This window comes from Hallella faecis, assembly GCF_018789675.1.
Taxonomy (GTDB): Bacteria; Bacteroidota; Bacteroidia; order Bacteroidales; family Bacteroidaceae; genus Prevotella; species Prevotella faecis.
Genome location: NZ_JAHKBE010000005.1, coordinates 81972 through 105216 on the forward strand (window position 1 = coordinate 81972; position 23245 = coordinate 105216).

9 protein-coding genes and 1 pseudogene are annotated in these 23245 nt (G+C 54.8%); 5 read left to right on the forward strand and 5 right to left on the reverse strand.

Going from position 1 to position 23245, the window contains the following annotated elements:
- Positions 1 to 275: 275 nt before the first annotated feature.
- Positions 276 to 2531 (reverse strand): helix-turn-helix domain-containing protein, encoded by a 2256-nt coding sequence (locus KM934_RS02480; RefSeq protein WP_215759035.1) that lies wholly within the window; start codon positions 2529 to 2531, stop codon positions 276 to 278.
- A gap of 69 nt (positions 2532 to 2600) precedes the next feature.
- Between KM934_RS02480 and KM934_RS02485 the strand changes: the two genes are divergently transcribed.
- The 4 genes from KM934_RS02485 (at position 2601) to KM934_RS02500 (ending at position 7249) form a co-directional block, all read left to right on the forward strand.
- Entirely contained in the window at positions 2601 to 4256 is a 1656-nt protein-coding gene (locus KM934_RS02485; RefSeq protein WP_215759036.1) for a ComEC/Rec2 family competence protein, read from the forward strand.
- Positions 4257 to 4424: 168 nt separating this feature from the next.
- On the forward strand, positions 4425 to 5984 hold the full coding sequence (locus tag KM934_RS02490) for a glycine--tRNA ligase (protein WP_215759037.1): 1560 nt from the start codon (positions 4425 to 4427) through the stop codon (positions 5982 to 5984).
- A gap of 126 nt (positions 5985 to 6110) precedes the next feature.
- Positions 6111 to 6788: an FKBP-type peptidyl-prolyl cis-trans isomerase gene (locus tag KM934_RS02495; RefSeq protein WP_252344856.1), complete on the forward strand. Its 678-nt coding sequence runs from the start codon at positions 6111 to 6113 to the stop codon at positions 6786 to 6788.
- 104 nt (positions 6789 to 6892) lie between these two features.
- Complete coding sequence (locus KM934_RS02500; protein WP_215759038.1) at positions 6893 to 7249, forward strand: hypothetical protein; 357 nt, start codon at positions 6893 to 6895, stop codon at positions 7247 to 7249.
- A gap of 62 nt (positions 7250 to 7311) precedes the next feature.
- On the opposite strand, the gene KM934_RS02505 is transcribed toward KM934_RS02500, so the two are convergent.
- The 4 genes from KM934_RS02505 to KM934_RS02520 form a co-directional block, all read right to left on the reverse strand.
- Positions 7312 to 8697: an MATE family efflux transporter gene (locus KM934_RS02505; RefSeq protein WP_215759039.1), complete on the reverse strand. Its 1386-nt coding sequence runs from the start codon at positions 8695 to 8697 to the stop codon at positions 7312 to 7314.
- Positions 8698 to 10471: 1774 nt separating this feature from the next.
- Positions 10472 to 20029, reverse strand: a complete 9558-nt coding sequence (locus KM934_RS02510; RefSeq protein WP_215759040.1) for a LamG domain-containing protein — start codon at positions 20027 to 20029, stop codon at positions 10472 to 10474.
- Positions 20030 to 20214: 185 nt separating this feature from the next.
- Positions 20215 to 21354 carry a helix-turn-helix domain-containing protein gene (locus KM934_RS02515; RefSeq protein WP_215759041.1) on the reverse strand — a complete coding sequence of 380 codons (1140 nt, stop codon included), beginning with the start codon at positions 21352 to 21354 and terminating at the stop codon, positions 20215 to 20217.
- A gap of 89 nt (positions 21355 to 21443) precedes the next feature.
- Entirely contained in the window at positions 21444 to 22283 is an 840-nt protein-coding gene (locus KM934_RS02520; RefSeq protein WP_215759042.1) for a radical SAM/SPASM domain-containing protein, read from the reverse strand.
- A gap of 279 nt (positions 22284 to 22562) precedes the next feature.
- Between KM934_RS02520 and KM934_RS02525 the strand changes: the two are divergent.
- Positions 22563 to 23183, forward strand: a pseudogene (locus KM934_RS02525) (IS110 family transposase); the annotation flags it as partial.
- Between the last annotated feature and the right edge of the window lie 62 nt (positions 23184 to 23245).

Here is a 23245-nt window from a genome sequence, read left to right on the forward strand (position 1 = left end):
TTTTTATGATAGGCTCTCATCTATTTATTCCTGCCAAGCGGCTTTCTTCACGCCCTCATTTTCAAGCTAATGCAAGATAACCGCAATAGGCGTCCAAACAAAGATGTCCTCAAAGGTGGCCCGTTGGCATTTGACCCAACGGAATAATCTTGCAACCTTTGCATCCGTCGCACGGCGGTCTCGAGAACCCAAAGATACCACGCCGTCAATGGGCGACGGCGATCTTTGACTTATTTACATTTATCACAAATAGGCCATTCGGTTATCGTATGGTGTCAATCTTTGTGTTCGGAAAGCTGCGAGGCGCTGATCACCAGGTTGATGTCTTCCCATGTGATGTCAGCCCGGCAGGCGTTCTTGATGTCGGTGCGTGTGGCCTCTGGGCCGAGCTGGGCCATGGCGTGGCGCACGGCCTTGATCTTCGAGGGACTGATGAGCGCTTCGAGGCGTATCTTGCCTTCTCTCACAAAATGGAACAGGTGGCCTGTGATGGTGCTCACGGCCAGTCCGCGGGCGGTGGCGATGTCTTGGATGCTCATACCCTTGCAGTAAAGGGCGTAGGTGTCTTGGAAGGTCTGTCCCTTCTGTCGCTTGGGCTTATCGGCAGGTTTGGGTGCCGCTTTGGGCTTATCGGCCTTCGGCTCGCTGCCCAGACCGTCGGGGAAATCGTCGGTCTTGCGCTTGCGTATACGCCGTTTCCGATTGCCGTCGGGCATCACAAGGTCCATGGCGTCGAGCATGGCCTCCTGCTTGGCCTGCATGTATCCCGACACGGTGAAGGTCTCGTCGGCCATGGCTTCCAACAGTTTCGTCTTGGCAAAATACTGCACCATCAGTTCCTTGTAACGATCATCCATCAGTTCCAGCGCCTTTTTGTTTTGGCTCTTCGCCTCCTTGGTCTTCTCCAACAAGCCGGGAATCAGGTCCTTGAGCTTCTCAAGAAAATAGAGTTCGCTATGCTGCACACGTTCGAGAAACACGTCCTTGTGGAGCTCAGGCTGGGCCATTCCCCGCATGAGGCCCATCCATTTGTAGGCCACATCCATGACCTGTGCCTTCATCGCCTCAATGACGGTCTTGTGACAAGCCGTCAGCTCCGGATAGCCACGGAAAAACTCCACCAACGTGCGGTTCACCAGTTGCTCTGCATCCCACAAGGCCGCAAAATTGAACATGTCGAGCAGTTGGTAGCGATAATACTCCTCCTTCAGGTTGGGCAGTGCCGCCACGCTCTGCTCCGTGGCCTGTTGCTGGTTGGCAATGTAGGCTGCCACGCGCGTGTCGTTGATGATGTTGTGCGGATTGATGGGCGAAGCCAGCACCAGTCCTTCCAGGCTCTTGCATCGGCTCAGCGCCACATAGACCTGTCCGGGTGCGAACGATTGGGCCGCGTCGATGATGGCGCGGTCGAAGGTCAGGCCTTGGCTCTTGTGGATGGTGATGGCCCATGCCAACCGCAGCGGATATTGCTTGAAGGTGCCGAGCACCTCCGAGTCGATAGTCTTGGTCTGGTCGTTGATGACATAGCGCGTGTTCTCCCACACGTCGCGCTCCACCTTGATGGCGCTGTCGTCGCCCGGACATTTCACCTCTATGCTCTCGTCGTCGACACTGACCACATGACCGATGCGACCGTTGTAATAGCGATGTGCGCCCGAGGCGTCGTTCTTCACAAACATCACTTGCGCACCCACCTTCAACACCAGTTGGGCCTCCACGGGATAGTTGTTCTCGGGAAACTCGCCGCCCACCTCCGCATCGAACGCAAAGCGCTGTCCCTTCAACTTGAGAAGCGCCGTCTCATTGTAGTTGTCGGCCAATCGGTTGTGGGTGGTGAGACGGATGTATCCGTCCTCGGCCTTGGGCAGGAACGCAGGCTTGTAGCGCGTGTTCAGCGTGGCGATGTCGTCGGACGTGGGATGGCCGTCGCGTATGTGGTTGAGGATGGAGATGAAGGTGTCGTCTTGCTGGCGGAACACATGCGTCAGTTGGATGGTGACGTAGCTAATTTGTTGCAACGCCTTCGAGCCAAAGAAATAAGGTGTGTCGTAGTAGTTGTCGAGAAGCGCCTCTTCCTGCGGTTTCACCACAGGGGTGAGCTGTTGCAGGTCGCCAATCATGAGCAGTTGCACACCGCCAAAGGGCTGCGTGCTGTCGCGGTAACGGCGCAACACGAAATCGATGGCGTCGAGCAGGTCGGCGCGAACCATCGATATCTCGTCAATGACGAGCATGTCGAGGGTGCGTATGATGCGCCGTTTCTCCTTACGGAAATCGTATCGGTCGCGTATGGTTGTGCCCGGTATGTAGGGCGAGAGGGGCAGTTGGAAGAACGAATGGATGGTCATTCCATTGGCGTTGACAGCCGCCACACCCGTCGGCGCCACCACAATCATGCGCTTCGAGGAATGTTCTTTCACGGCCTTCAGGAACGTGGTCTTACCCGTTCCGGCCTTTCCCGTAAGGAATATGCTGGTTCCCGTGTGCTCCACGAAGTCCCAAGCCAATCGTAATTCGTTATTTTGTTGCATAGCGCAAATATACGATAAATATTTGTATAAAGCCGATGAACCCATGAATAAAATTCCTATTTTTGCAATATGGAATTACGCAAGGCCCTTCAACTCAATCCGATGCTCCGCTGGGTCGGGGCGCTCATCGCTGGCATTGTTGCCGCCGATGGGTTGGCCCACTGTGTGTCGGCCAACTGTTGGCAATGGCTTTTGGCGGGAACGGTGGGGCTATTGCTATCCACCTACCTGTTGCACGAAGAGCGGCGGGTGTGGCCCCAATGCCTGCTGCTGGTGGCAGCCACATTTCTGTTGGGCGCCACGCTACAGGGACGCGCCCAAGAGCGGCTCAGCGTAATGGTTCCCAACGAGGCTGTGGAGTATGAGGCCGTGGTGTCGAGCGAGCCACAAGCCAAGGGCAAGACGGCGCGCATGGATCTGCTCGTCACCCGTGTGGGCAATCGCCCTCTGCCACGCCCCGTCAGCGTCAGGGCCTCGCTCTTGCGCGACACGGCGACCGCACGTTGGCAATCGCTGCATGTGGGCTGTGGAATACGTGCCTACGCCCGATTTGAACGCTTGCGACCGATGGGCCATCGAAGTCGTTTCGATTATATCAGATGGGCGCAAGTGCATGGCTATCAGGCCCAAACCTTTATTTATTATAGCCACTGGGAGCCCGCCGTGGTCAGTATTCGCACGCTCAGCATCATGCAACGCGCCCGTCTGAAACTGCTGGGCTTTCGCCAGAACCTGTTGCGGCGGTTCCACGCCCTTGGGCTCGACGACCAGCAATATGCCGTGGTGGCGGCCATGGCCTTGGGCGACAAGAGTGGCCTGAGCCAAGCCACCAAGGACAGTTATGCCATCAGCGGTGCCAGTCATGTGTTGGCTTTGTCGGGCCTTCACCTCGGCATTGTCTACGGCTTGCTGACATGGGTGTTCGGCATGCGGCGGCGACGGCTGTGGGTGGGACAGGGCCTGACGCTCACCGCCGTGTGGAGCTATGTGATGTTGGTGGGCTTTCCCACCAGTGTGGTGCGGTCTGCCACGATGCTCACGGTCTGCTCCGTTTGCCTGTTGCTGCGCCGCAGGCGCGTCTCCATCAACACACTCGCCTTGGCTGCCCTACTGATGCTCATTGCCAATCCGCTGAACCTGTGGGACGTGGGCTTTCAACTTTCGTTCTTGGCCGTGCTGGGCATTTTGGTCTACCAGCGCGCCTTCTATCGGCTATGGCACCCCTCATCGCGACGGTTGCAGTGGGCATGGGGAATAACAACCTTGTCGCTGGCTGCCCAACTCACCACAGCGCCATTGGTGGCCTACTATTTCGGTAGGTTCTCGTGTTATTTTCTTCTCACCAATTTATTTGTCGTGCTGGCCGCCTTCTTTATTCTTTACACTACCCTGGCGCTGCTGCTCACCCTGCCGTTTGCCGTTGTCGCACAAGGTGTGGCGTGGGTTTTGGCCATGGAGGCAGGCGCGCTCAACCAGGTGCTGACCACCATGTCAACTTGGCCGGGCGCCAGTGTGGAAGGCATCAACCTCACGCTGTGGCAAGTGGTGGCGCTCTACGTCATGCTGTTGTCGATTACCGTCGTGGTAAGCTATGCGTGGCGACTGCGACCCTTGCAAGTGCTCGACGCATTCAACCCCGACGAGGATCCTGCCGGCCTGTCCGACGCATCATGGGAGGGCTTGATAGACAACGACCCGGGTGCGCTCTACGATGATAGGCCGTAGGCAGAAAAGGGCCATCGGGGCCAAACAAAGGCCTCATCACTAAGCATTTCATAAAACTTTTTCTGCGCGACGTCGATTTTTCTTTTATTTTAACGCCTACAGTCTCCATTTATCAACGGGAATTCAGTACCTTTGCAAAATATATATCAATTTCATTATTAGAAGAAAATGGCAGAGGACAACTTTAAGAAGATTGTAAGTCATTGTAAGGAATACGGATTCGTATTCCCAAGTTCAGACATTTATCCCGATGGACTGGCAGCCGTGTACGACTACGGACCCAACGGTGTAGAACTGAAAAACAACATCAAGAAATATTGGTGGGACTCCATGGTGCTGCTCCACAACAACATTGTCGGCATCGACGCCGCCATCTTCATGAACCCCATGGTGTGGAAGGCCAGCGGACACGTCGACGCCTTCAACGACCCCCTCATCGACAACCGCGACTCGAAGAAGCGCTATCGTGCCGATGTGCTCATCGAGGACCAGATTGCCAAGTATGAGGAGAAAATCGACAAAGAGGTGAAGAAGGCCGCCAAGCGTTTTGGCGACAGCTTCGACGAGGCCAAATTCCGTGAGACCAACCCACGCGTGCTCGAGCACCAGCAGAAACGCGATGCGCTCCATGCCCGTTACACAGAGGCCATGCAGGGTCCCGACCTTGAGGCCTTGAAGCAGATCATCATCGACGAGGAGATCGTAGATCCCATCAGCGGCACAAAGAACTGGACCGACGTCAGACAGTTCAACCTGATGTTCTCTACCGAATTTGGCTCTACCGCCGGCGCCACCAACAAGGTGTACCTGCGTCCCGAGACGGCACAGGGCATCTTCGTCAACTTCCTCAACGTGCAGAAGACCACACGTCAGAAGTTGCCGTTCGGTATCGCACAGATCGGTAAGGCTTTCCGCAACGAGATTGTGGCTCGCCAGTTCGTGTTCCGCATGCGCGAGTTTGAGCAGATGGAGATGCAGTTCTTCTGCCAGCCCGGCACGGAGATGAAGTGGTTTGAGTATTGGAAGAAGGTGCGCCTGGCTTGGCACGAGGCCTTGGGCATGGGCGACGAGAACTACCGCTACCACGACCACGAGAAGTTGGCTTTCTACGCCAACGCCGCCACCGACATCGAGTTTAAAATGCCGTTCGGCTTCAAGGAGGTGGAGGGTATCCACAGCCGCACCAACTATGACCTGAGCCAACACGAGAAATTCTCAGGCACCAAGATGCGCTACTTCGACCCCGACACCAACGAGAGTTACGTGCCTTACGACGTAGAGACCTCTATCGGTGTCGACCGCATGTTCCTCAGCGTGCTTTGCCACGCCTTCAAGGAGGAGAAGCTTGAGAATGGCACCTCACGCGTGGTGCTTAGCCTGCCGGAGCCCCTGGCACCCATCAAGTGCGCCGTGCTGCCGCTGGTCAACAAGGATGGCCTGCCCGAGAAGGCACAAGAGATTGTAGACAACCTGAAGTTCCACTTCACCACACACATCGAGGCCAAAGACTCTATCGGCAAGCGCTATCGCCGTCAGGACGCCATCGGCACACCGTTCTGCGTCACCGTCGACGGTCAGACCTTGGAGGACAACACGGTTACCCTGCGCTTCCGCGACTCAATGGACCAGGAGCGCGTGTCGGTCGACAAGTTGCGCGAGATCATCGAGGACCGCGTGAGCATCACCTCAGTGCTGAAGAAGCTCAACCAGGTTATCAAGCAAGCATAAGCGCATACGCCCCCACCCTACCATGGGCGGGGGCACCAAGCGCCTGCGGCACACACCTCGCACTACACGCTGGGTGTGCGGCCCACCATCGAACAAACTTAGAAACCTTTAACAGGCTGAATGAAAATGAAAACATCAAGCATGGCAACGGCAAGCGGGAAATGGCTCAAGGCACTCATGGCGCTACCCCTGTTCCTCTTCGCCTTCTTGCTTTTGCCCACATCGTGCTCTGAGGAGTCGGACGAGGTGGAGGAATTCCCCAACTGGGAGAAGACCAACACCGACTATTGGAACACGCTCTACTCGGAGGCCAGCCAGCGCATAGCGGCCGGCGACAGCAGTTGGAAGATCCTGAAGAAATGGAGCTTGCCCGACACGCTGCATACCGCCAACACGCAGTATATCGTGGTACACGTGCTCAACGAGGGCACAGGAACGGGTTGCCCACTCTACACCGACTCCATCCGCGTGCACTACACGGGTAAGTTGCTGCCATCTACCTCTTACAAGGACGGCTATGAATTTGACACGTCGCTCACCAATGGCGCCACGGCAGAGAACTCCGCACCCGCCCAGTTCCTCGTCAGCCAAATGACCGATGGCTTCGCCACGGCCGTGCAGCACATGCACATCGGAGACCGATGGCAGGTGTATGTGCCCTCCGACCTTGGCTACGGAAGCGTCGGAAGTGGTAGCACCATTCCTGGATACTCGGTGCTTGTGTTCGACGTCCAATTGGTGTCTTACTACCGCGCAGGAACCGACGTGCCCGATTTCCAGGCCAAGAAGTGGTTCTTCGAGTAACTAAGCAATTATTGAACCTCAAATAAAAAGAGGCGTGCCTCATGGGCGCGCCTCTTTTTATTTATCATCAGCAATTATCCGAAACACAAACCAACACCCACTCCATGAAAATCCACTCGAACAACAAAATCCTTCTCGTCAACAGATCATTCATGCTGATTGCCTTGCTATTCGCCTTTCAACCCATCGCCGCCACATCCAACATTTACACAAACATCATGTTGGCCGTAGGGGCCGTGGGCTTCATCGTTTTGATAGCAAGCATCATTTGCGTGCTGATGGGTAAAGTTTCGCTCAAGGAATATGCCGCGACGGAGAAGGAAACAACCCTTTCACTACTCGCCATTTCGGTGTTGGGCCTCATCATAAGCTACGCCTACGACTCAAACCTATACAAGTTCTGGCTGTTTATCATGGCCCTACAACTCATCGACCTTTGCATGCAACGCAAAAGAAAATGATTCAACGGAGCGCAACGCCATCCATCAACAGCTTGCCGGAAGGCAAAACATAGCCTTTCCGATCACGCCTTTGCCTTGATTCCTTTCAGCCAACTGCCCCTTCGAATACGCAAGAGGAAGATGGTGCCACGGAACGTGAGCTCGGTGGCCATGGCCACCCACACCCCTCGCAGGCCGTAGGACTGAGCCAATACGTAAGCCAACGTAAGGCGCACACACCACATAGAGAAAAGGCTCATGGCGGCGGGTTTCAGCGTGTCGCCCGACGCCACACACACGGCATAGCTCACAATGGCAGCGGCAAAGAACGGCTCGGCAAACGCCTCGATACGCAGCACCATTGCGCCCAACAGGCGAATCTCCTCGACGGGCGAGAGGAAGCCAATCATCTCGGGTGCAAACACAAACATCACCACGCCCATGAAGGCCATGACGAGCATGCCCACACCAATCGTGAGATGCGCAAAATTCTTACAGAGATCGCTCCGACCCGCGCCATAGGTTTGGCCCACAAGCGTCGTGGCAGCGTCGCCCACGCCATAGCCTGGCATGTAACACAAGCTCTCAGCGGTAATGGCAAACGAGTTGGCGGCGATAGCCACATTGCCCAAGGGCGCCACAATGAGAGTGCTCACCACTTGGGCCGACCCCATGAGAATGTTTTGAACGGCCACAGGGAAACTAATCTTCACGGCGTTGCGCACATAAGAGCCCATCCAAACAAAGGGCGTGCGGTCGAGACGCAAAGCGATAATCTTATTCTTGCAAATGGCCTGCCACGCCATGGGTATGACCGTGAAGAAATAGGCCGACATGGTGCCCAAAGCCGCACCTACCACCCCCAACTTGAGGACATATATAAAAAGGTAATTGAACGCCACGTCCAATCCACACATCATGATGCTCAACAAACTGGGCACCCGCATCTCACCGGCACTCTTGAGCATGGCGCTCATGAGATGGAACAGGAGCACAGCGGGCAAGGTTAGGCTAAAAATGAGAAAATAGCCCGACGACATTGGGGCAATGTCGTCCTTGCCGCCCAACCAATAAGGCAGGGATTGATGAATGCTCGCTCCCACCAAAGCCATCAGCACACTGAACGCCACACCGCACACCAAGGCATGGCGAAACACCTGCCGGGCGCGTGTGAAATCGTTGGCACCAATGAAATGGGCCACCTGAACAGAAAACCCCAACGACACGGCACTCAGAATGCTGCCCATCAGCCACGTGGTGGTTTCCACAAGGCCGATCGACGCTGAGGCGGCCGCACCCAAATGGCCCACCATGGCGGCATCGATGAAAAACATCATCACCGTGGTGATTTGCGCGAGCATAGAGGGAATGCTCAACTCCACGATAAGCTCGAGCTTCTCGCGGCCTGTCAGTTGGGCGCCATTACGGATCTTCGCCAGGAGGGTATCGCTTTTCTTACTGCTGAACATAGGTGCAAAGGTACTCACAAAACAACAATCGGCAAAGGCCAAACAAGGGTTTTTCGCCTAACGCCTCGCCGCATCATAGCCAAGCACCCACCCAGAGGCAAGGTTTGCTGCAACGCCTCTGCCCACGGCAAGGACAAAAAGAAAAGCGGCCTCCGTATCGGAAACCGCCCTTCGTTATATAACAATTAAATCCTCAAAATCTATGCTTCTCTGCTTTGTGCATGTTTTCTCTCTCATTCTTCTTGGTGAACCAACTGGATCAACAGTCGCCAGCCTCATTGTCGTTCAACCATTTCCATGACGCAAACAACGTTGCGTACATGGCCATTATCATTGTTAAACTCATTTCATACCTCTCTTTCTTCAGTTACTGTTTTGTTTTTCTCCCAAAAGGCATTGCCTTCATGGGGAGGTTATCCTGCCCTGACGTGGTCGTCACGACCCGTCAGGAGCTACTCTCACGTTATCCTTTCCTGTTATCCTATATCCTATTCAACAATCTTCAACCTATCAACTAACACCTGTTATCTGCAATCTTCTAACCTTTCAACTAACACCTTAACTACAATCTTCTACCTTTCAACTAACACCTTAACTACAATCTTCTACCTTGATCAACTCATGCCTGAGTAGTAAATCCTTTACCTTAGGGTAACTAATCCTACCGTATGACTTTCTCCTCTCATTCTTTCTCTCTCAAATTCTCTTATAATCTCTCTAGGCACTCACGTGTCGTTTCTGTCTTATTGACGCTGCAAAGTTAAGCCCATTTTCGATAGCCCGCAACACTTTCACCCCCCTTTTCCTCAAAAAACGGCTCATTTTTGACATAAATCAAATTGTTGTGTGCGCACACAGGTTAACAACACTCCTTTCATCGCTACTTTATGGCAACTTCAGATACGCTGCTGCCAACGTATGCAACCTATTTGGAAGACAACCGAGAAACCCCATTTCCGGTTGTCAGACATTAAAGGATGGGTTATTCTGGATTGAACAGCCTCAAAAATGCCATGCCCGAATCGCAACCTTATATAAACCCAAATCGCTCATTAGACCGAAAAAGGGGAAATGGTAGGATGTTATTGTTTCTTTCCAACTCTTTCCAGCGTTTCTTTCGAGCATCTTACTTCCCTTTGCGTTTCGCCATAGCCTGTTATGCCTTCAGCACACTTTTCGCAACCTGCTCGAAGCAACCACTAACAAGATTTGAAACCCAATGACCCATTTGTGTTAAAATAATTGGGGCAAAAGTTGTGTCGGAATTTTGGGGCAAATAGCGCGCAAAAAAGCGAAATGATGGAGCCGAAACACGGATGGCAAAGCGGGGCTCGGGGCATTAGGCATCTATCGAGTTGCGAAAGGTAAGCTTTCGTGCGACAGAAGGGCAGGTTTCGTCTTGTCCTTAGGCATGTATCGAGGTGCGAAACATGCCTAACCGTAAGGGAGAATGTTAAAATCAGGGCATAAAACAGAGAAATAAATACGTAAACCACTGAATGTTAGACGGTTACAAAAAGTGCGCAAGAATCGCATATTTCCGCCAATTTTCTCTATTGTTCGCTGCGATGGTGTAGATTGGACTATAGATTGTTGCCATTTTTTTGCATATCATCCATTCCCCTTATAGGGATTGGCGGCATAGGTCAGTGGAATGAAAAGGAAATGTTACTCATCGTAAAAGGCGCACCCCCGATATCGTTGCGTTATCGGGATGGTGCGCCTTGGTTAGTTGCCACCGCAGGCCTTGGGCCTGTCGGTGGGTGTAGGGATCTTATCTCACCACGACCTTGCGGGTAGTAGTCAGGCCGGTGCTGGCGTCGTAGGTGCTGCGCACATACACACCGGGAGCGGTGGGCTTACCATTGAGCATCCTGCCATGAACGTCGAACCAACGGGTGTTGTCGTCGTCGTCGACAGCTATGCCGTCCACATAGGTGATCTTTCCGAAGGTCAGCTCAAGCGGCTGCTTATAAGATCCGCAGATGGCGTCCTCGGTGAAGTCGACCGTTGCCTCTGCAAGCCATACGTCGCCGTTCTTGACCATGAGGAACCTCAGGTTACACTTGCCCTCGCCCGGAACGGTGAAGTAAGCGTACCCGTCGGCATCGGTAACCTCCGCCGTGCGACACTCGTCGCCTGCGAACACTCCGACCTCGGCTCCTTGCTGCACCTCATCGTTGAACGTAACACGAGCCGTGATGGTCATGTTGCTCGGATACTTGTGGTGGTCGATGGGCGAGAAGTTGAGCAGCGGGCGCGCCGCAGCCCTCTGTGGGGCGTAAGGCGCCAGGGAAGCGGGATAGGTGAACGTCCTTGTGCCCGCACTTGCACTCTGCAACATGTAACCCTGTCCGGGAACGAGCGCCTTAAGCGAACCAGTCCACTCGTAGCCGTCGAAGAGGGCGAACCCATACTGGCCCTTGATCATGTCGCCGTCTTGCGGATCCATGCCGGCCAGGGCGTCGGCCACCGATGCCGTCTGCGTATTGTTGTAGGCTATCCAGTTCCAACCCGGCACAAGGGTGATGGTGCGGTCGGCCTGCGTTCCACTACTGCCAATGAGCTTGAGCATGCGGGCTTTGGTCATTCGCACCTTATACATCGATCGGTTATCTACATCGAAGTTCTTGCCATACCACGTACCATTGTCGCAATTGACAAACACGTTTTGCGTCTTGACCGTCTGTACGCCGTCGGCCACATCGGCAAACACGCTCCTGACATCCATGTCGTCGGCCTTGGCGTAGAACGACATCCAGTTCCACCCTGCGCCAAGCATGGTGGCCTGTTCGATCTTGTCGGCCGCCTCAATGCGCAGCGGATCGGCATACTTGCCCACGAGCACATTGGCGCTGAAGGCCACAGGTTGCGATGTGGTGGTAACAGGGTACATGATGCCCGTGCTGGCGTCGTAAACCTTGAAGGTGAGCGGCGTGCCAGCGTCGTCGGCATTGCCATACACATCGAGCAGCACGAAACTGTTGTCGTAGCGGGCATTGTAGGTGGGATGGGCCATGCCGCGACACTCGTCGCCCACAAACACACCCACAACATCGTCGGCGTCGTAGCTCGGCTTGCCAAGGATAGAGAGCGTAGCGATGACGCTCATGGTGCTCTCATAGTTGGCGTTGTCGACCGTCCAATTGGGCTTGTCGCCCTCAACGGTGATGGCGAGCGTGAGCGGTGTGGCTATGCCATCGTTTCCGGTGAGATACACCGTCTCCTCATACTTGCCCACTGGCGTGGCCTCCGTTACCTCGAAAGCGATCGTCTGAGAGGTAAGCGGATCGATGGTGCCATACTCCGCGCTTGCCTTGAGCCACGACGGCAGTCCGCTGAGGGTCCACATCTGCTGCTTTCCGCTCTTGTTGGCGAACGTAGCCTCGAAGGTGTGGCTCTCGCCTACCCGCTTCGTCGTCTTCATGGTGTTCTCGCTCCATGCCAGCTCATTGTTATTGATGTATGCGCTCCAGCATACCGGCAGCGAGAGGTTGCCGTTGGCGTCGCGCAGGTCGCGCACGGTGAAGTGGATCGTGCAGGCGGCCATGGCGGCGGGCGTCTCGTTGAGGGTGATGACAATCTTGTTGTCGCTTGCCGTGAACGAATAGTCGACGTTGGTCTCTGACGGTTTCTCCCTCAGGGCGGGAGCGTCGTCGGTGAAGGCGAGGGCATCGGCATAAACAGCCTTGTGGTCGGGTCGCAGCAGGTCGTCGTCGCTGCCCACGGTCACCACCTGATTATAGGCGTCGAGCGTCTTCGTCTCAAAGGGGTAGTAGGCCACGAGACCTTGCTCCTTGCCCGTGAGACGCATCTTGCGGCGTGCCTTGAGGATGTCGGCCGTGAGGGTGGCGTTCCACAAGCGGATCTCATCAATGCCAGCCACAAGCTGACGGTCGTACTGGTAGCTTCCGTCGGCGGTGCGTGTGCGGCGTGCGCCCACAATCATGCGGTCGCTGGCTGTTGTTCCAATGCCCACCACGCTGGTGGCCAGGGTGCGCTCTCCATCCACATACACGGCCACATTGCCGTTGCGAAGGATGTTGAGAGCCACGTGGTGCCAAGCCTTATCGTGGAGCGATGTGGCGCCGGCAGCGAAGGTGTTGTCTCCAGATGTGAGTTGCAGCACACCGTCGGCGTTCATCCACAGCTCCACCTCGCCCGCCTGCAGCAGCTGGGTCTCGCCTTTCTGCTTGTCGGCGCGCATCCACAGTTCGATGGCGCAGTTGTCGGCGGCGAGCGGCGATACGTCGGCGGTAGGAATGTCGAGATGCGACGTGCCGTCGAGCGCAATGGCCTTGTTCTCGTTGTTGAGATACCAGTTCTCGCCCGTCAGGCGGAGGTGTCGGTTGCGGGCATAGTCGGTGACGACGGTGCCTTCGCCCTCGTCCATCTTCCAGTAGCCAATCAAGTGGCGTGTGGCCGGATTCTTGGTCTTGTTCTTCTCCATCAGCGCAGCCGTCATGTCGTGAGCCTCATCCCATAGCGTGAGCTCGTGGATGGCTCCCGTCAAGCGTTGTCCGATGGCGATCGGTCCGTTGCCGTCGTAGGTCGCCACCGCTTGGTCGGTGAAGAGGTCGGTGGTGGTGGCGTCTTCGGCCACGGCAGCCTTCAGCGTGCAGCCCTTGGCGGTAACGGCATAGTTCATCGTGAGGTATGCCCACTTGTCGGTTGGCATCTCAGCCTTCGACGTATAGACGTTGCTGCCGATCTTCACCTGTAGGTGGCGGTTGTCGTCCACGCCTACTACGAACTTCTGCTGTCCCTTTCCGTGTGAGAGCAATGTGCCTGCGCCCTTGAGGTTCACCCAAGCGTCGATGGCAAAGCTCTTGCCTGCCAAATTGATGTCGGCCTCGGTAGCGGCGGTGTTGTCGGTGCCGGTCATGCCGAGAGCAGTGGCGTGCGACACCTCAGCGCCGTTGAGCACACCGGTGACGATGAAGTTGGCGGTCTTCGTGAGTTCGCCCTTGAGGAAGTTCTCGTTAAACTCGATGCTCACGTCGTCGCCAGGCGAGAGGATGCCGTTGGTAGGTGTCGGCATGCCGAGCGGTTGCGGGCGCTGCATGTCCTTCACGAGGGCAATCTCCTCACTGGTGTTGTACACCTCCTCATTGCCGTACGCGCTGACGGAGAGTATGCGGAAGGTGTAGTTGCCGTCGCTAAAGTTGTGCATCGGCAACTTGTACGACACCGTGGCTGTGCCGGGCAGCAGCTCGTTGTTCTGGGTCTTGTCGGCCTCATTGATTACGTATTCGCGAACGAGCGTCCAGTCGGTGTCGCCCTGCTTGCGATACTGTATGCGGAACGCCTTGAGGTTGTGGTAGTCGCGGTCAAACTGGCTGAACGAGATGTTCAGGTCGTCGCCGGTCTGCGAGTTGAGCGTAGTGCGGTCGAGCTTCATCGTCACTGCCGATGATGAGGGCACAAACTGCGCCGATACGTATACGGTGTCGGCAATCTGGTCCCATGTGCTTGTCGGGTCGTACTGCGATTGCGAGGCGAGCACGATGCCGATGTTCTTGTAGTCGAGCACGCTGGTGTTGGTCTGCCAGAGCTGCATGGCCTTGGTGACGGTCTCGCCAGCCGGAATCTTGATGATGCGGTTGTCGGTGAGCGGCATGCCGTCGACGGTGATCTTTGCACCGTCGGGATTGCTCTCGTCGATCATCAGGAGTTTGTAGTAAACGTCCTCGTCAATCTCCGAGGCGTTGGTGAGGCGCAGCGTGTAGTTGGCGGCACTGCCCGTAGGCACATTGCTTACCACAGGTACATCCACCGTGATCTGCGGCACCTCGATCTGCATGGTGGCCTCCATGATGGTGGTGCCCGGACGATAATACTTGGTCTTCACCTCGCCCTCATACGGACCAGAGGTCTGTCCGCCGCGTGTGCGGAAGATGGGCGAATAAGCACCATACTTATAGACGTCCACAGTCAGAGCGTCGTCGTCGCCTTCCTCAGCGAGGGTATAGCTGAATGACGAGATGTCAGTCTTGGTATCCTCTGAAGTGTGATGCGATCCGCCTCCAGTCCTTGTAGAGATAGTACATTGCACACCTGTTCCATCGAAACTCATTCCCCATGAATCAGACAATACGGCAGCCGCAGTAACGGTCCATTCGTGTGTGCTTCCACTGCTTTCTTCTGTCTGTCGGCTCATTGTTATGCTGCTGCCCGAGTCGAACGAGAAGTTTTGGTCAAGGTTTTCGTCACGATTCTCGTAGGCAAGTACCTTTTCCTTCTCATTGGCGGCGAGCGTATTCTCCCAAATCTGGATTTGCGAGTTGCACCATTCCACCGAGTCGCTATAGCATTGGTTGCTATTGCTTGGCGCGATCATGGTGTACGACGGTCCGCTGATGGATACATGCTTGGTGGCTTTCGAACCCCATGCCTTCTTGTCGTGGTTGGAACTTCCGAAGCGTGGGTCGTCGGCAGCAAGCGTAGTGAGGTATACGGGATGGTCCGTCGTATTGCTGTAGCCCTGTGTGCTGGCAACGGTCTGCAACAGGCTGTTGCGCATGGTGCGCAGGTTGGGCAACAATACGTTCTCCACGTAATTCTCCGTGTAGTTGAACATGGTCTTGAAGTTGAGTCCCGTGGTGATGATGTCCTTCAGTTCCAATGCCGCCTTGTCGCTCGTTCCTTGTCGGCGGAAGTTGACATCGCGTGCCAATCCATAGATGAGATTGGTAGCCGAACCGATAAACACGTCGCCATTGGCACCCACATACTCTGGAGCTGATGATGTGGATATGGTGCGTGTGGCGGTTATGGTGCGGTTCCATGTGTTGGCATTCTCGCCTTCTGTGACGACATTAAGTCCCACGTTCAGTTCGTTCTTACTCTCTACACTGTTGAGTAGTCCGAAGCCAAAGGTTCCTTTAAGCGTCGTTACATCCACACCAAACTTGGTGGAGGTCAGCGCTTCGCTATCAGAAGTCCACACACTGCCGCTGCTGGTGGATGTAGACGTGACGCTGCCGCTGGTCCACTCGGCGCTTGAGCCGGTTCCTGGAGGATCTCGCAGAATCATCTCCACAACGTCGGGGCCGCTCGTCACGAAGTTGTTGCCTGTAGGCAGCGAACCGAGGATGATGCCGTTCATGCCACTGCCGTCCCAGTTGTAGGTGCGGTCGTCGATGTCGTAGCTGATGGAGAGGGTGCGCGAGTAGGGCGCGGTGATGTTGGGCAGACCCGCCTTCCATGTGTACACGGCGCAACCGAGACTGTCGAGTTGCAACTGGTTGCTCTCCAACTCCACCAGCGAACCGGCAGGTTTGCCAGCCGTGTTGTTCTCAAGATATACCTTCTGTGAGGCAGAGAGGGCGTTGTTGATAGTCACCACATTGCCGCTGAGCGGCACGTGCGATGCCACGGGCTGGTTCTTCACGTCGTGGTTGACATACTCCTCGAAGCCCTTGAGGTCGAAGGTGTAGTTCTCCTCACGTTCGAAGATGGCACCACCATAGTTGTAGGTCACCTTGCCGTTGGTGTCGATGGTGTAGATGTCGTCGATGGCGAGCTTGCCGCTGGCATCCTCAATCTCATACTTCGACAGTCCGAAGGCTCCGTCGTCGTGGCCACGCTGGGTGACAGTGAACGAGGGTGCGCTATGATAGGTCTGACGAAGCTTGCAGTTGTAGGCATACTCCTGACGCGCTCCATTCTCTGTGACCATGGTGTCGGTCAACTCCACAAGCGGATTGGTGGCGTCGACGGTGGTTGCGTCGCCAACGCTCATGCCGGTTGCCACGACCTTCATGCTCTCCACATTATACATAAGCGGGGGAACCATGGCAGAGAACTCACCCGTGAGCGAGTCGGTGCGTATAAAGATCTTCTTGGCGGCATCGCCCGCGCCGCGCCACGAATGGCTGGCAATGGTGCTGGTGGCCGACTGTACGGTAGCCTTGGCGGTGTTGGTTTCGTAGCTATACGACGTGCCGTTCACCTTCTTCACCACGTTGAGGCGATAGCGGTCGTTGGTGGGGCTGAGAACGAGTTCGGTGATGCCGATGTTGTTATGGCTTGCACCGAACCCAACAGGCTTCTCGCCCTCAATGCTTCCACCTACCACACGGCCCGTGAAGTTGACGAGCGTCTGGTCGATGAACTCCATGTTCTTTATCTCGCGGTCGAACGTAATCTTCACGCCGGCTCCGTTCGGGTCGGCTGGGTAGCGTCCGGCGGATGCAAACACATGGCCGTCCTTCTTCACTTGGATGAAGTGGTCGCCAATAGGCACGCTGATGGTGAATGTGCCGTCCTCGGCCGACTGTATGAGTTCGCCGTCGCGACTGCATATCGTGCCATCTACATAGAACGTGCATCCCTCCACGGGATAATCGGTGCCTTCGTAGAAGACGGTGCCCGATACGGGGAACGACGATACGTCGGTGAAGTCTACTCCGCTATGCACGAGCGACGAGGCGCTGATGTAGCGTGTGGAATAGGTGGGCGAGAATTCGTGTACGCCCAGGGCGGGGATGACCATATAGTTGGTGCCTTCGCCCGTGAACGGTACGCCACGTATGACGAAGTTGCCTTGTGTGTCGGTCAGGGCAAACAGTCCGAGCTGTTGCGATGTGGGGATGATGCTGCCCGTGGGCAATGTGCCGGCGCCGAGGCGTGCGTGGTTGCCGTTTGCCACGCCACTCGTCTTCGAGTAGTCGTAGGCGGTGGTCTGTCCGCTGAAACCTTCGTCGACGGGCCAGTAGGCCACAAGGGCGTCTTCCGTTCCGCAGAGGGTGTGGTTGTAGTTGGCGAGAATTTCCTCAAGGCTCAATGCCTTGTCGCTGAACACGCGCATCTCGTCGATGTAGCCCGTGAAGGCACGGTCGGCCGACGACTGGTAGCTGCCGCCGAGACACAATCCGGTGTTGTCGGCATTGGCAAACTGCACCTTGGCGTTGAGCTTGTCGGAGAGTGGCACAACGGTAACAGAATCGTCAGCGTTGACTGCCGTCACGGTGGCTGCGCCAGCTGCATCAACGGCGAGGGTGAGCGACGTGAAGGCGTTAGGCTTCAGATAGATGCCCGTAGGCGCCGAAGCAGATGCGCTCTTGAGGGTGAGCGGATAGCCCTTGCCGTTGGCATCGGCAGAATCAAGGGTCAGCTGCAACTTGCCACCGAGATCGAGAATGGTGGGTGTGGTGCCCGTCTGCGAATCGTCGGGGCGAATCATCATCTGCAGGGTGTAGGGCTTGGAGGCGAAATACTTGTTGAGCGTCTCGCTGTCCTTGCTAAGGAACACGCCATCGCCGGCTCCCGACACTCGGAGGGCATAGAACTGTCCGCCCTGCTGCTGTGTGCCGTTGCCACGTACCAATGCCACGCGGGTGCCTGCCACGGCTGTTCCGGTGCCGTAGGTGATGCGACCCGATACGATGCCGGTGGCGCGACTGAATCCATCGTCGTTCTTCTCAAGGCGTGTGTCGCTGCCGTCGCATGTGGTGATGCTCACCACCTTGTAGTCGTAATACTGTCCGGGCAGTGCCGTCTGGTCCTCATAGTAATAGGACGAGGCAGTGCCGCTGGTCTTGTAGATGGTGGCCCATGTGTCGGTGCCCTTCACGCGGCGTGCCACCTCGTAGCGTGTCACGTCGGCTCCTACCTGATCGGCTTCCCATGCCACCTTCACCAGTCCGTTGTAGTCGCCCTTGGTGGCGTTGACCGCCGTAACCTGCGAGTTGCCGGTGATGCGGCCCTCCAGAATGTTGGCGCTTGAGAAGAGCTTGTTCTCGAGCATCGTGGTCTGCACCTTATATATATAGGTGGGACAGAGCTTCAGGTCGCGCGTGTCGGTATATTCGTATTGCGTCTTGCCCTTGTCGGTGACGTTGACGGTAGCCACCTCCGTCCAGTCGTCGCCCGGCTGTCCGTTCTTGCTCTCGGTGCGGAGCAGCTTGAAGGCATAGCTTTCGTTGCCCTTAAACTCAGGGCATTGCCATTTCACCGTGATCGATTTCTTATCAGACACCACGTCGGTGATGTTGATCGGGAACGAGCGCTGCACAGACTGCGTTTTGCTGGACATAAGGCTGGACAGCAGTTTGCCTGAAGGCGAATTGGTAGGTACGAAATAAATCTGATAGACGTATTTTTGGTCGTAATCAGGCACATCGTCCGTGTATTTTCGTGTATTATACGGAATGTCGCTTGCTACTTTCGTTTTGTCCTCTGGGTGCCCGTCAGGGTAACGGTAGATACTCCATGTGCCATTTGCATAACAAAGACCACCAGAGGCTTGCCATGTCAATAATATTTGTTTTTTCCACATGTCGGTGGTTGCATCTACATTGCAAGGAGCGTCGTACCTGTAAGGCATATCCATCTGCCAGCCAAATATAATCGTACTGGGTCGATCGTTGGGAGTTACAGTAATTGATTTTTGTCTATATAGATAGAATGAAGACCCATCCGTTTCGTTATACGAAAGCGTCAGTCCATTATAGGTGGATGAGCCCTTGCTGTAGGTCTTGTAAACCGCTTGGTTCATTGTGGAAGGGTCGAAGTAGCGCTTGCCGTTGCCGTAGTCTTTGTAATACGAGCCGTCGGTAGTCATAGCCACGGTGGTTGGGCCGTAGCTCGTGTTGAGCGAACTTCTCGTCACCTTCAGCGAGCCATAGGTACGTTCGTAGTTTGGGCTGTCCGAAAATATGTTCCTGATAGCTTGGGTTCGGAACGTGCGTTCCTCAAACTGGATGCTTCCGCCTGGATTGGAACTATCGCCGTTGAGCTTCCACATACCGCGAATCTTTACGTCGTGCTCGGTAGCCACAGCCATCTTGTCCATGTAGATGACCATCTCCACCCAGAACTGCCCGTTCTGTTTTCGTGGGTCCCAGAAGCGTACGGTATAGTTCACGCCGTCAACACTGTTGGTGTAGGTGCTGCCCCACCATCCGTTGTTACCGCGCTGGTCATCCAGTCCGGAGGCGTTGCCATTGCCTGAGGACCATGCCAACTCCCAGTCGGGTGAGCAGATGTATTTGCCATCTACATAAACGGCGGGACCTTTGTGGCCCCTCTCTGTTTCGTCGTGCAGAAAATAGCCGTCGCCGCCCCACGTGTCGTAGAACCAAAAATAGACGGTGATCCATGGCTCGTCCACCGTGGGATGGTGCGAGATGCGCGAGTTGTAGGTGTCTCCGGCATAAACAGTGCCGAAGTGTGCTCCGGCATACGCCTGCCGCGGCACGGCCAAGGCCATGACCAGCAGGAGGAACGTCAAAAGCCTATGACGCCAAGGCGGCGTGCTCTGACATTGCTTGCCTCTCGCCACCTGAGGCGGTGAGAAGTTGGGTTGTGAGTAATAGTTTTCTTTCATAATCGCTTAGATGAATTTGTTTCGTTAGGATTATCTGATGCAATGGGGGCAACCAACTTGCAGCGCAATGCTGGTTCGACCCTTTGCAAATTTAAACGAATACAAAGAAATCTTAAGCGAAAAAAACGTTATGGTGGTTACACAATGCGTAAAGTGTAACCAAAAACCGCCATTCCATCGGGTTTTCAGACCCTCGCCTTCGCCTCCCAATCGGTTGGCGACACGCCCATCTTGCGCTTGAACGCACGATAGAGATTCACCCTTCCGGTAAACCCGGTCTCCAAGGCAAGGGCGTCGAGCGTGTGGTGCTTGAGCCATCCCGTCTCAATGAGCCTTGCGGCTTCAGCCACGCGATACTCGTTGATGTAGGTCTTGAAGTTGACACCCTGACAATGGTTGATGGCCATCGACACCACACGATGGCTCTTGCCGCATAAGGCCGCAAGGTTGGCTATCGAGAGGTCGGTCGCTTTGAAGAGGGCTTGCTCCTGCATCAACCGTTCGATCTCTTGCATGAGTAGCAGGTCGTCGTCGGTCGGTACAACCATCATGTCGGAGGAAGGGTCGGTAGGCACCTCTACGGGCTCGGTCGCTTCGCAAACGGTATCTCGCAAAGGCTCCTTGATCTTAGGGAAGATATCCACATAATTGATGAAGCGTATGGCAAACACCGAATAATAGACCGTTGTGACGAGCATGAACAGCAACTGCGTGAACGGAGTGATCAACAAGGCAAACAACAGGGCGATGACGCCTACGCCAAAGGCGCTATAGAAAGCCACGGGAACCCAATGCAAGCGCTGGCGCTCATCGTCGGAAAAATAGTTGTCCATCAACTGCAGGTAGCGTTTGTAATAGCGACGGAAAAGCGCCACATAACGCGCCATGAGCAACATGTACCAAAGCGAAAAGCCATAGAAGATGAGCGCCCTGCTGCTCTGTGGGCAGAGAAAGAACAGGGCAAACGCCGCCAATGTGGTGATGGCTATGACCAAGGTCTCGCGACACGCCGTGGCCTTGGTGAGGAAGCCTATGTCGAGCAACGCAATGAGCGAATAGGTGAACAGAAAGGCTTGCGTAATGCCAATGGCTATGACGATCATGCTATTGAGCAAGTCGCCCACAAGAGGCTCGCGCGTCACCGCCTCGCAGATAAGCGCCATACAATAAACAAGGAACGTGACGCCCATCACCTTGCGCGCAAACACATAATTCTTGAGCCCTTCCTTATCGGGAATGGAAAGGAAGAGTAGGCATATACCAAATGCAAGCATCATTCCGGGAATGATGTAAACGGTTACCAGATCATATAGAAATATCAACATAAAAACCCCATGGCGTTATGTGCCACGGTGCAAAAATAATAAAAAAGTGCTAATTCCACCCGAGTTGCCTCGAAAAACATGAAGGTTTTTCACTTTCTGAATCGCTTCGATACGGCCGAATAGCCACAACGCTGACACAAGGGCTCGGCAGCGGAATGATGGGTAAAACCCTCGTAGATGGCTTGGGCGCGTGGCGATTGGAGGATTTGCTCCAAACTATGCTCAAACAGGTTGCCCAAGTTCATGTCGCCATTGTGGTCTAAGCAGCAAGGCACCACCGTGCCGTCGACCAGCACGCCAACCTGATTGCGCAAGGCATAGCAGAACACTTCCTCCTCGGCATACACGTCGTGATCGAGGTCGGGCCATTCGAACATGTTGTCGTTCTCAAGAAACAGGTTCTCGCCAAGCTTCCAACCGTCGTATCTCGATACCCAAGGGCGTGGCTGATGGAGCGCTATACGGTCGCGGATTGCCTCGTTCATGAGGTTGTGGCCGCCCTCGTTCCACAGGCGCAGCACCACGACACACCCGCGCCGGGCGGCCTCCTTGGCAAACACCATCACCTCATCGATGTATTGGTCGAGATGGTCCTTGCCGTTACCCTCGTGCGAATGGAGCGATATCTGCAACTTATGGGGAAGCGCATCGAGCAGGTCGGTGCGTTGCGAGAGCAAGGTGCCGTTGGTGGTAAGCACCGGAACGAAGCCCTTCTGGCGCGCCATCAGTATGAACTGCGGCAATAACGGGTGAAGAAAAGGCTCGCCCATGAGGTGGAAATAGAGAAACCGAACCTCGCCCATGAGTCGTGTGGTTAGTGTATCGAATTCATCGATCGTCAGGGTGTGCTTCGCCCGCGTCGTCTTCGGGCAAAACACGCAGTTGAGATTACAAATATTGGTTATTTCAAGATAGCATCGGGTAATCATGTCGTAAAGTTAAGAATGATACATGTTGCCGGCTCTTCCAAGTGGCTGCAATAATAGTTATAACCACTGATAAACAACATGTTGCAAAGCCAATGCAAATTTAGATAAAATTTCCGAATTATAAGCCAGTTGGGATAAAAAACAGAAATGAATATCTCCGAGTGTTCGCTGCTTGCGTTGAAATGTCAAGACCGACATACTAAAATCTTGCATCAACGTGCTCTAAGTCACAAATTATATTTATTTTTGGGAAGATTTAAACCCCAAATATGCAAGCCTATGAAAGCAGTATGCGGTCTTGACGTGCACAAAGATAGCGTTTATCTTTGTATTTTGAGTGAGTTTGGAGAACTTATTGAAAAAGTTTTCGGAGTTTTAACTTATCAGTTGGAAGAAATGCGTGACCTGATGCTTCATCACCATGTTATTGAGGTGTCAATGGAGAGCACCAGCGTCTACTGGATTCCCATATGGCGTGTGTTGTCTCCACACTTCAAGCTGAATCTTGCCAACCCTTATTTCATCAAGCAACTTCCTGGTCGCAAGAGTGACGTGAAGGATGCGCAGTGGATTGCCGAGTGTACGATGAAGGAACTCATACGCGGCAGCTTCGTACCTCCTGAGACAATCCAACAGCTGCGTCAGTACGACCGCCGTATATTCGACCTCAACGAGGAGATAGTAAGAAAGCTGTCCAAACTTGATGCCGTGCTGCAACGCTGCAACATACGTCTGAGCAACTACGTTTCCAATGTTGACAGCAAAAGCTACAAAGCCGTGGTGAGAGCCATCTCACAAGGGATTACCGCCCCCGAAGAGTTGGTGAAGTTAATACATGGGCGCATCATCAACCACCACGGCATCGATGTCATCACAGCATCACTCAAAGGCGTGGTAAGTCTTGCAGTATAATACCCCCCGATATTCAGACAACCGCTTAGGCTAATCCAACACAAGTTTGT

Coding starts and splice junctions, on each gene's coding strand:
- KM934_RS02490 (WP_215759037.1), top strand. CDS start 4,425: ATGGCAGAGGACAACTTTAAGAAGATTGTAAGTCATTGTAAGGAATAC.
- KM934_RS02515 (WP_215759041.1), bottom strand. CDS start 21,354: ATGTTGATATTTCTATATGATCTGGTAACCGTTTACATCATTCCCGGA.
- KM934_RS02495 (WP_252344856.1), top strand. CDS start 6,111: ATGAAAACATCAAGCATGGCAACGGCAAGCGGGAAATGGCTCAAGGCA.
- KM934_RS02520 (WP_215759042.1), bottom strand. CDS start 22,283: ATGATTACCCGATGCTATCTTGAAATAACCAATATTTGTAATCTCAAC.
- KM934_RS02485 (WP_215759036.1), top strand. CDS start 2,601: ATGGAATTACGCAAGGCCCTTCAACTCAATCCGATGCTCCGCTGGGTC.
- KM934_RS02500 (WP_215759038.1), top strand. CDS start 6,893: ATGAAAATCCACTCGAACAACAAAATCCTTCTCGTCAACAGATCATTC.
- KM934_RS02505 (WP_215759039.1), bottom strand. CDS start 8,697: ATGTTCAGCAGTAAGAAAAGCGATACCCTCCTGGCGAAGATCCGTAAT.
- KM934_RS02510 (WP_215759040.1), bottom strand. CDS start 20,029: ATGAAAGAAAACTATTACTCACAACCCAACTTCTCACCGCCTCAGGTG.
- KM934_RS02480 (WP_215759035.1), bottom strand. CDS start 2,531: ATGCAACAAAATAACGAATTACGATTGGCTTGGGACTTCGTGGAGCAC.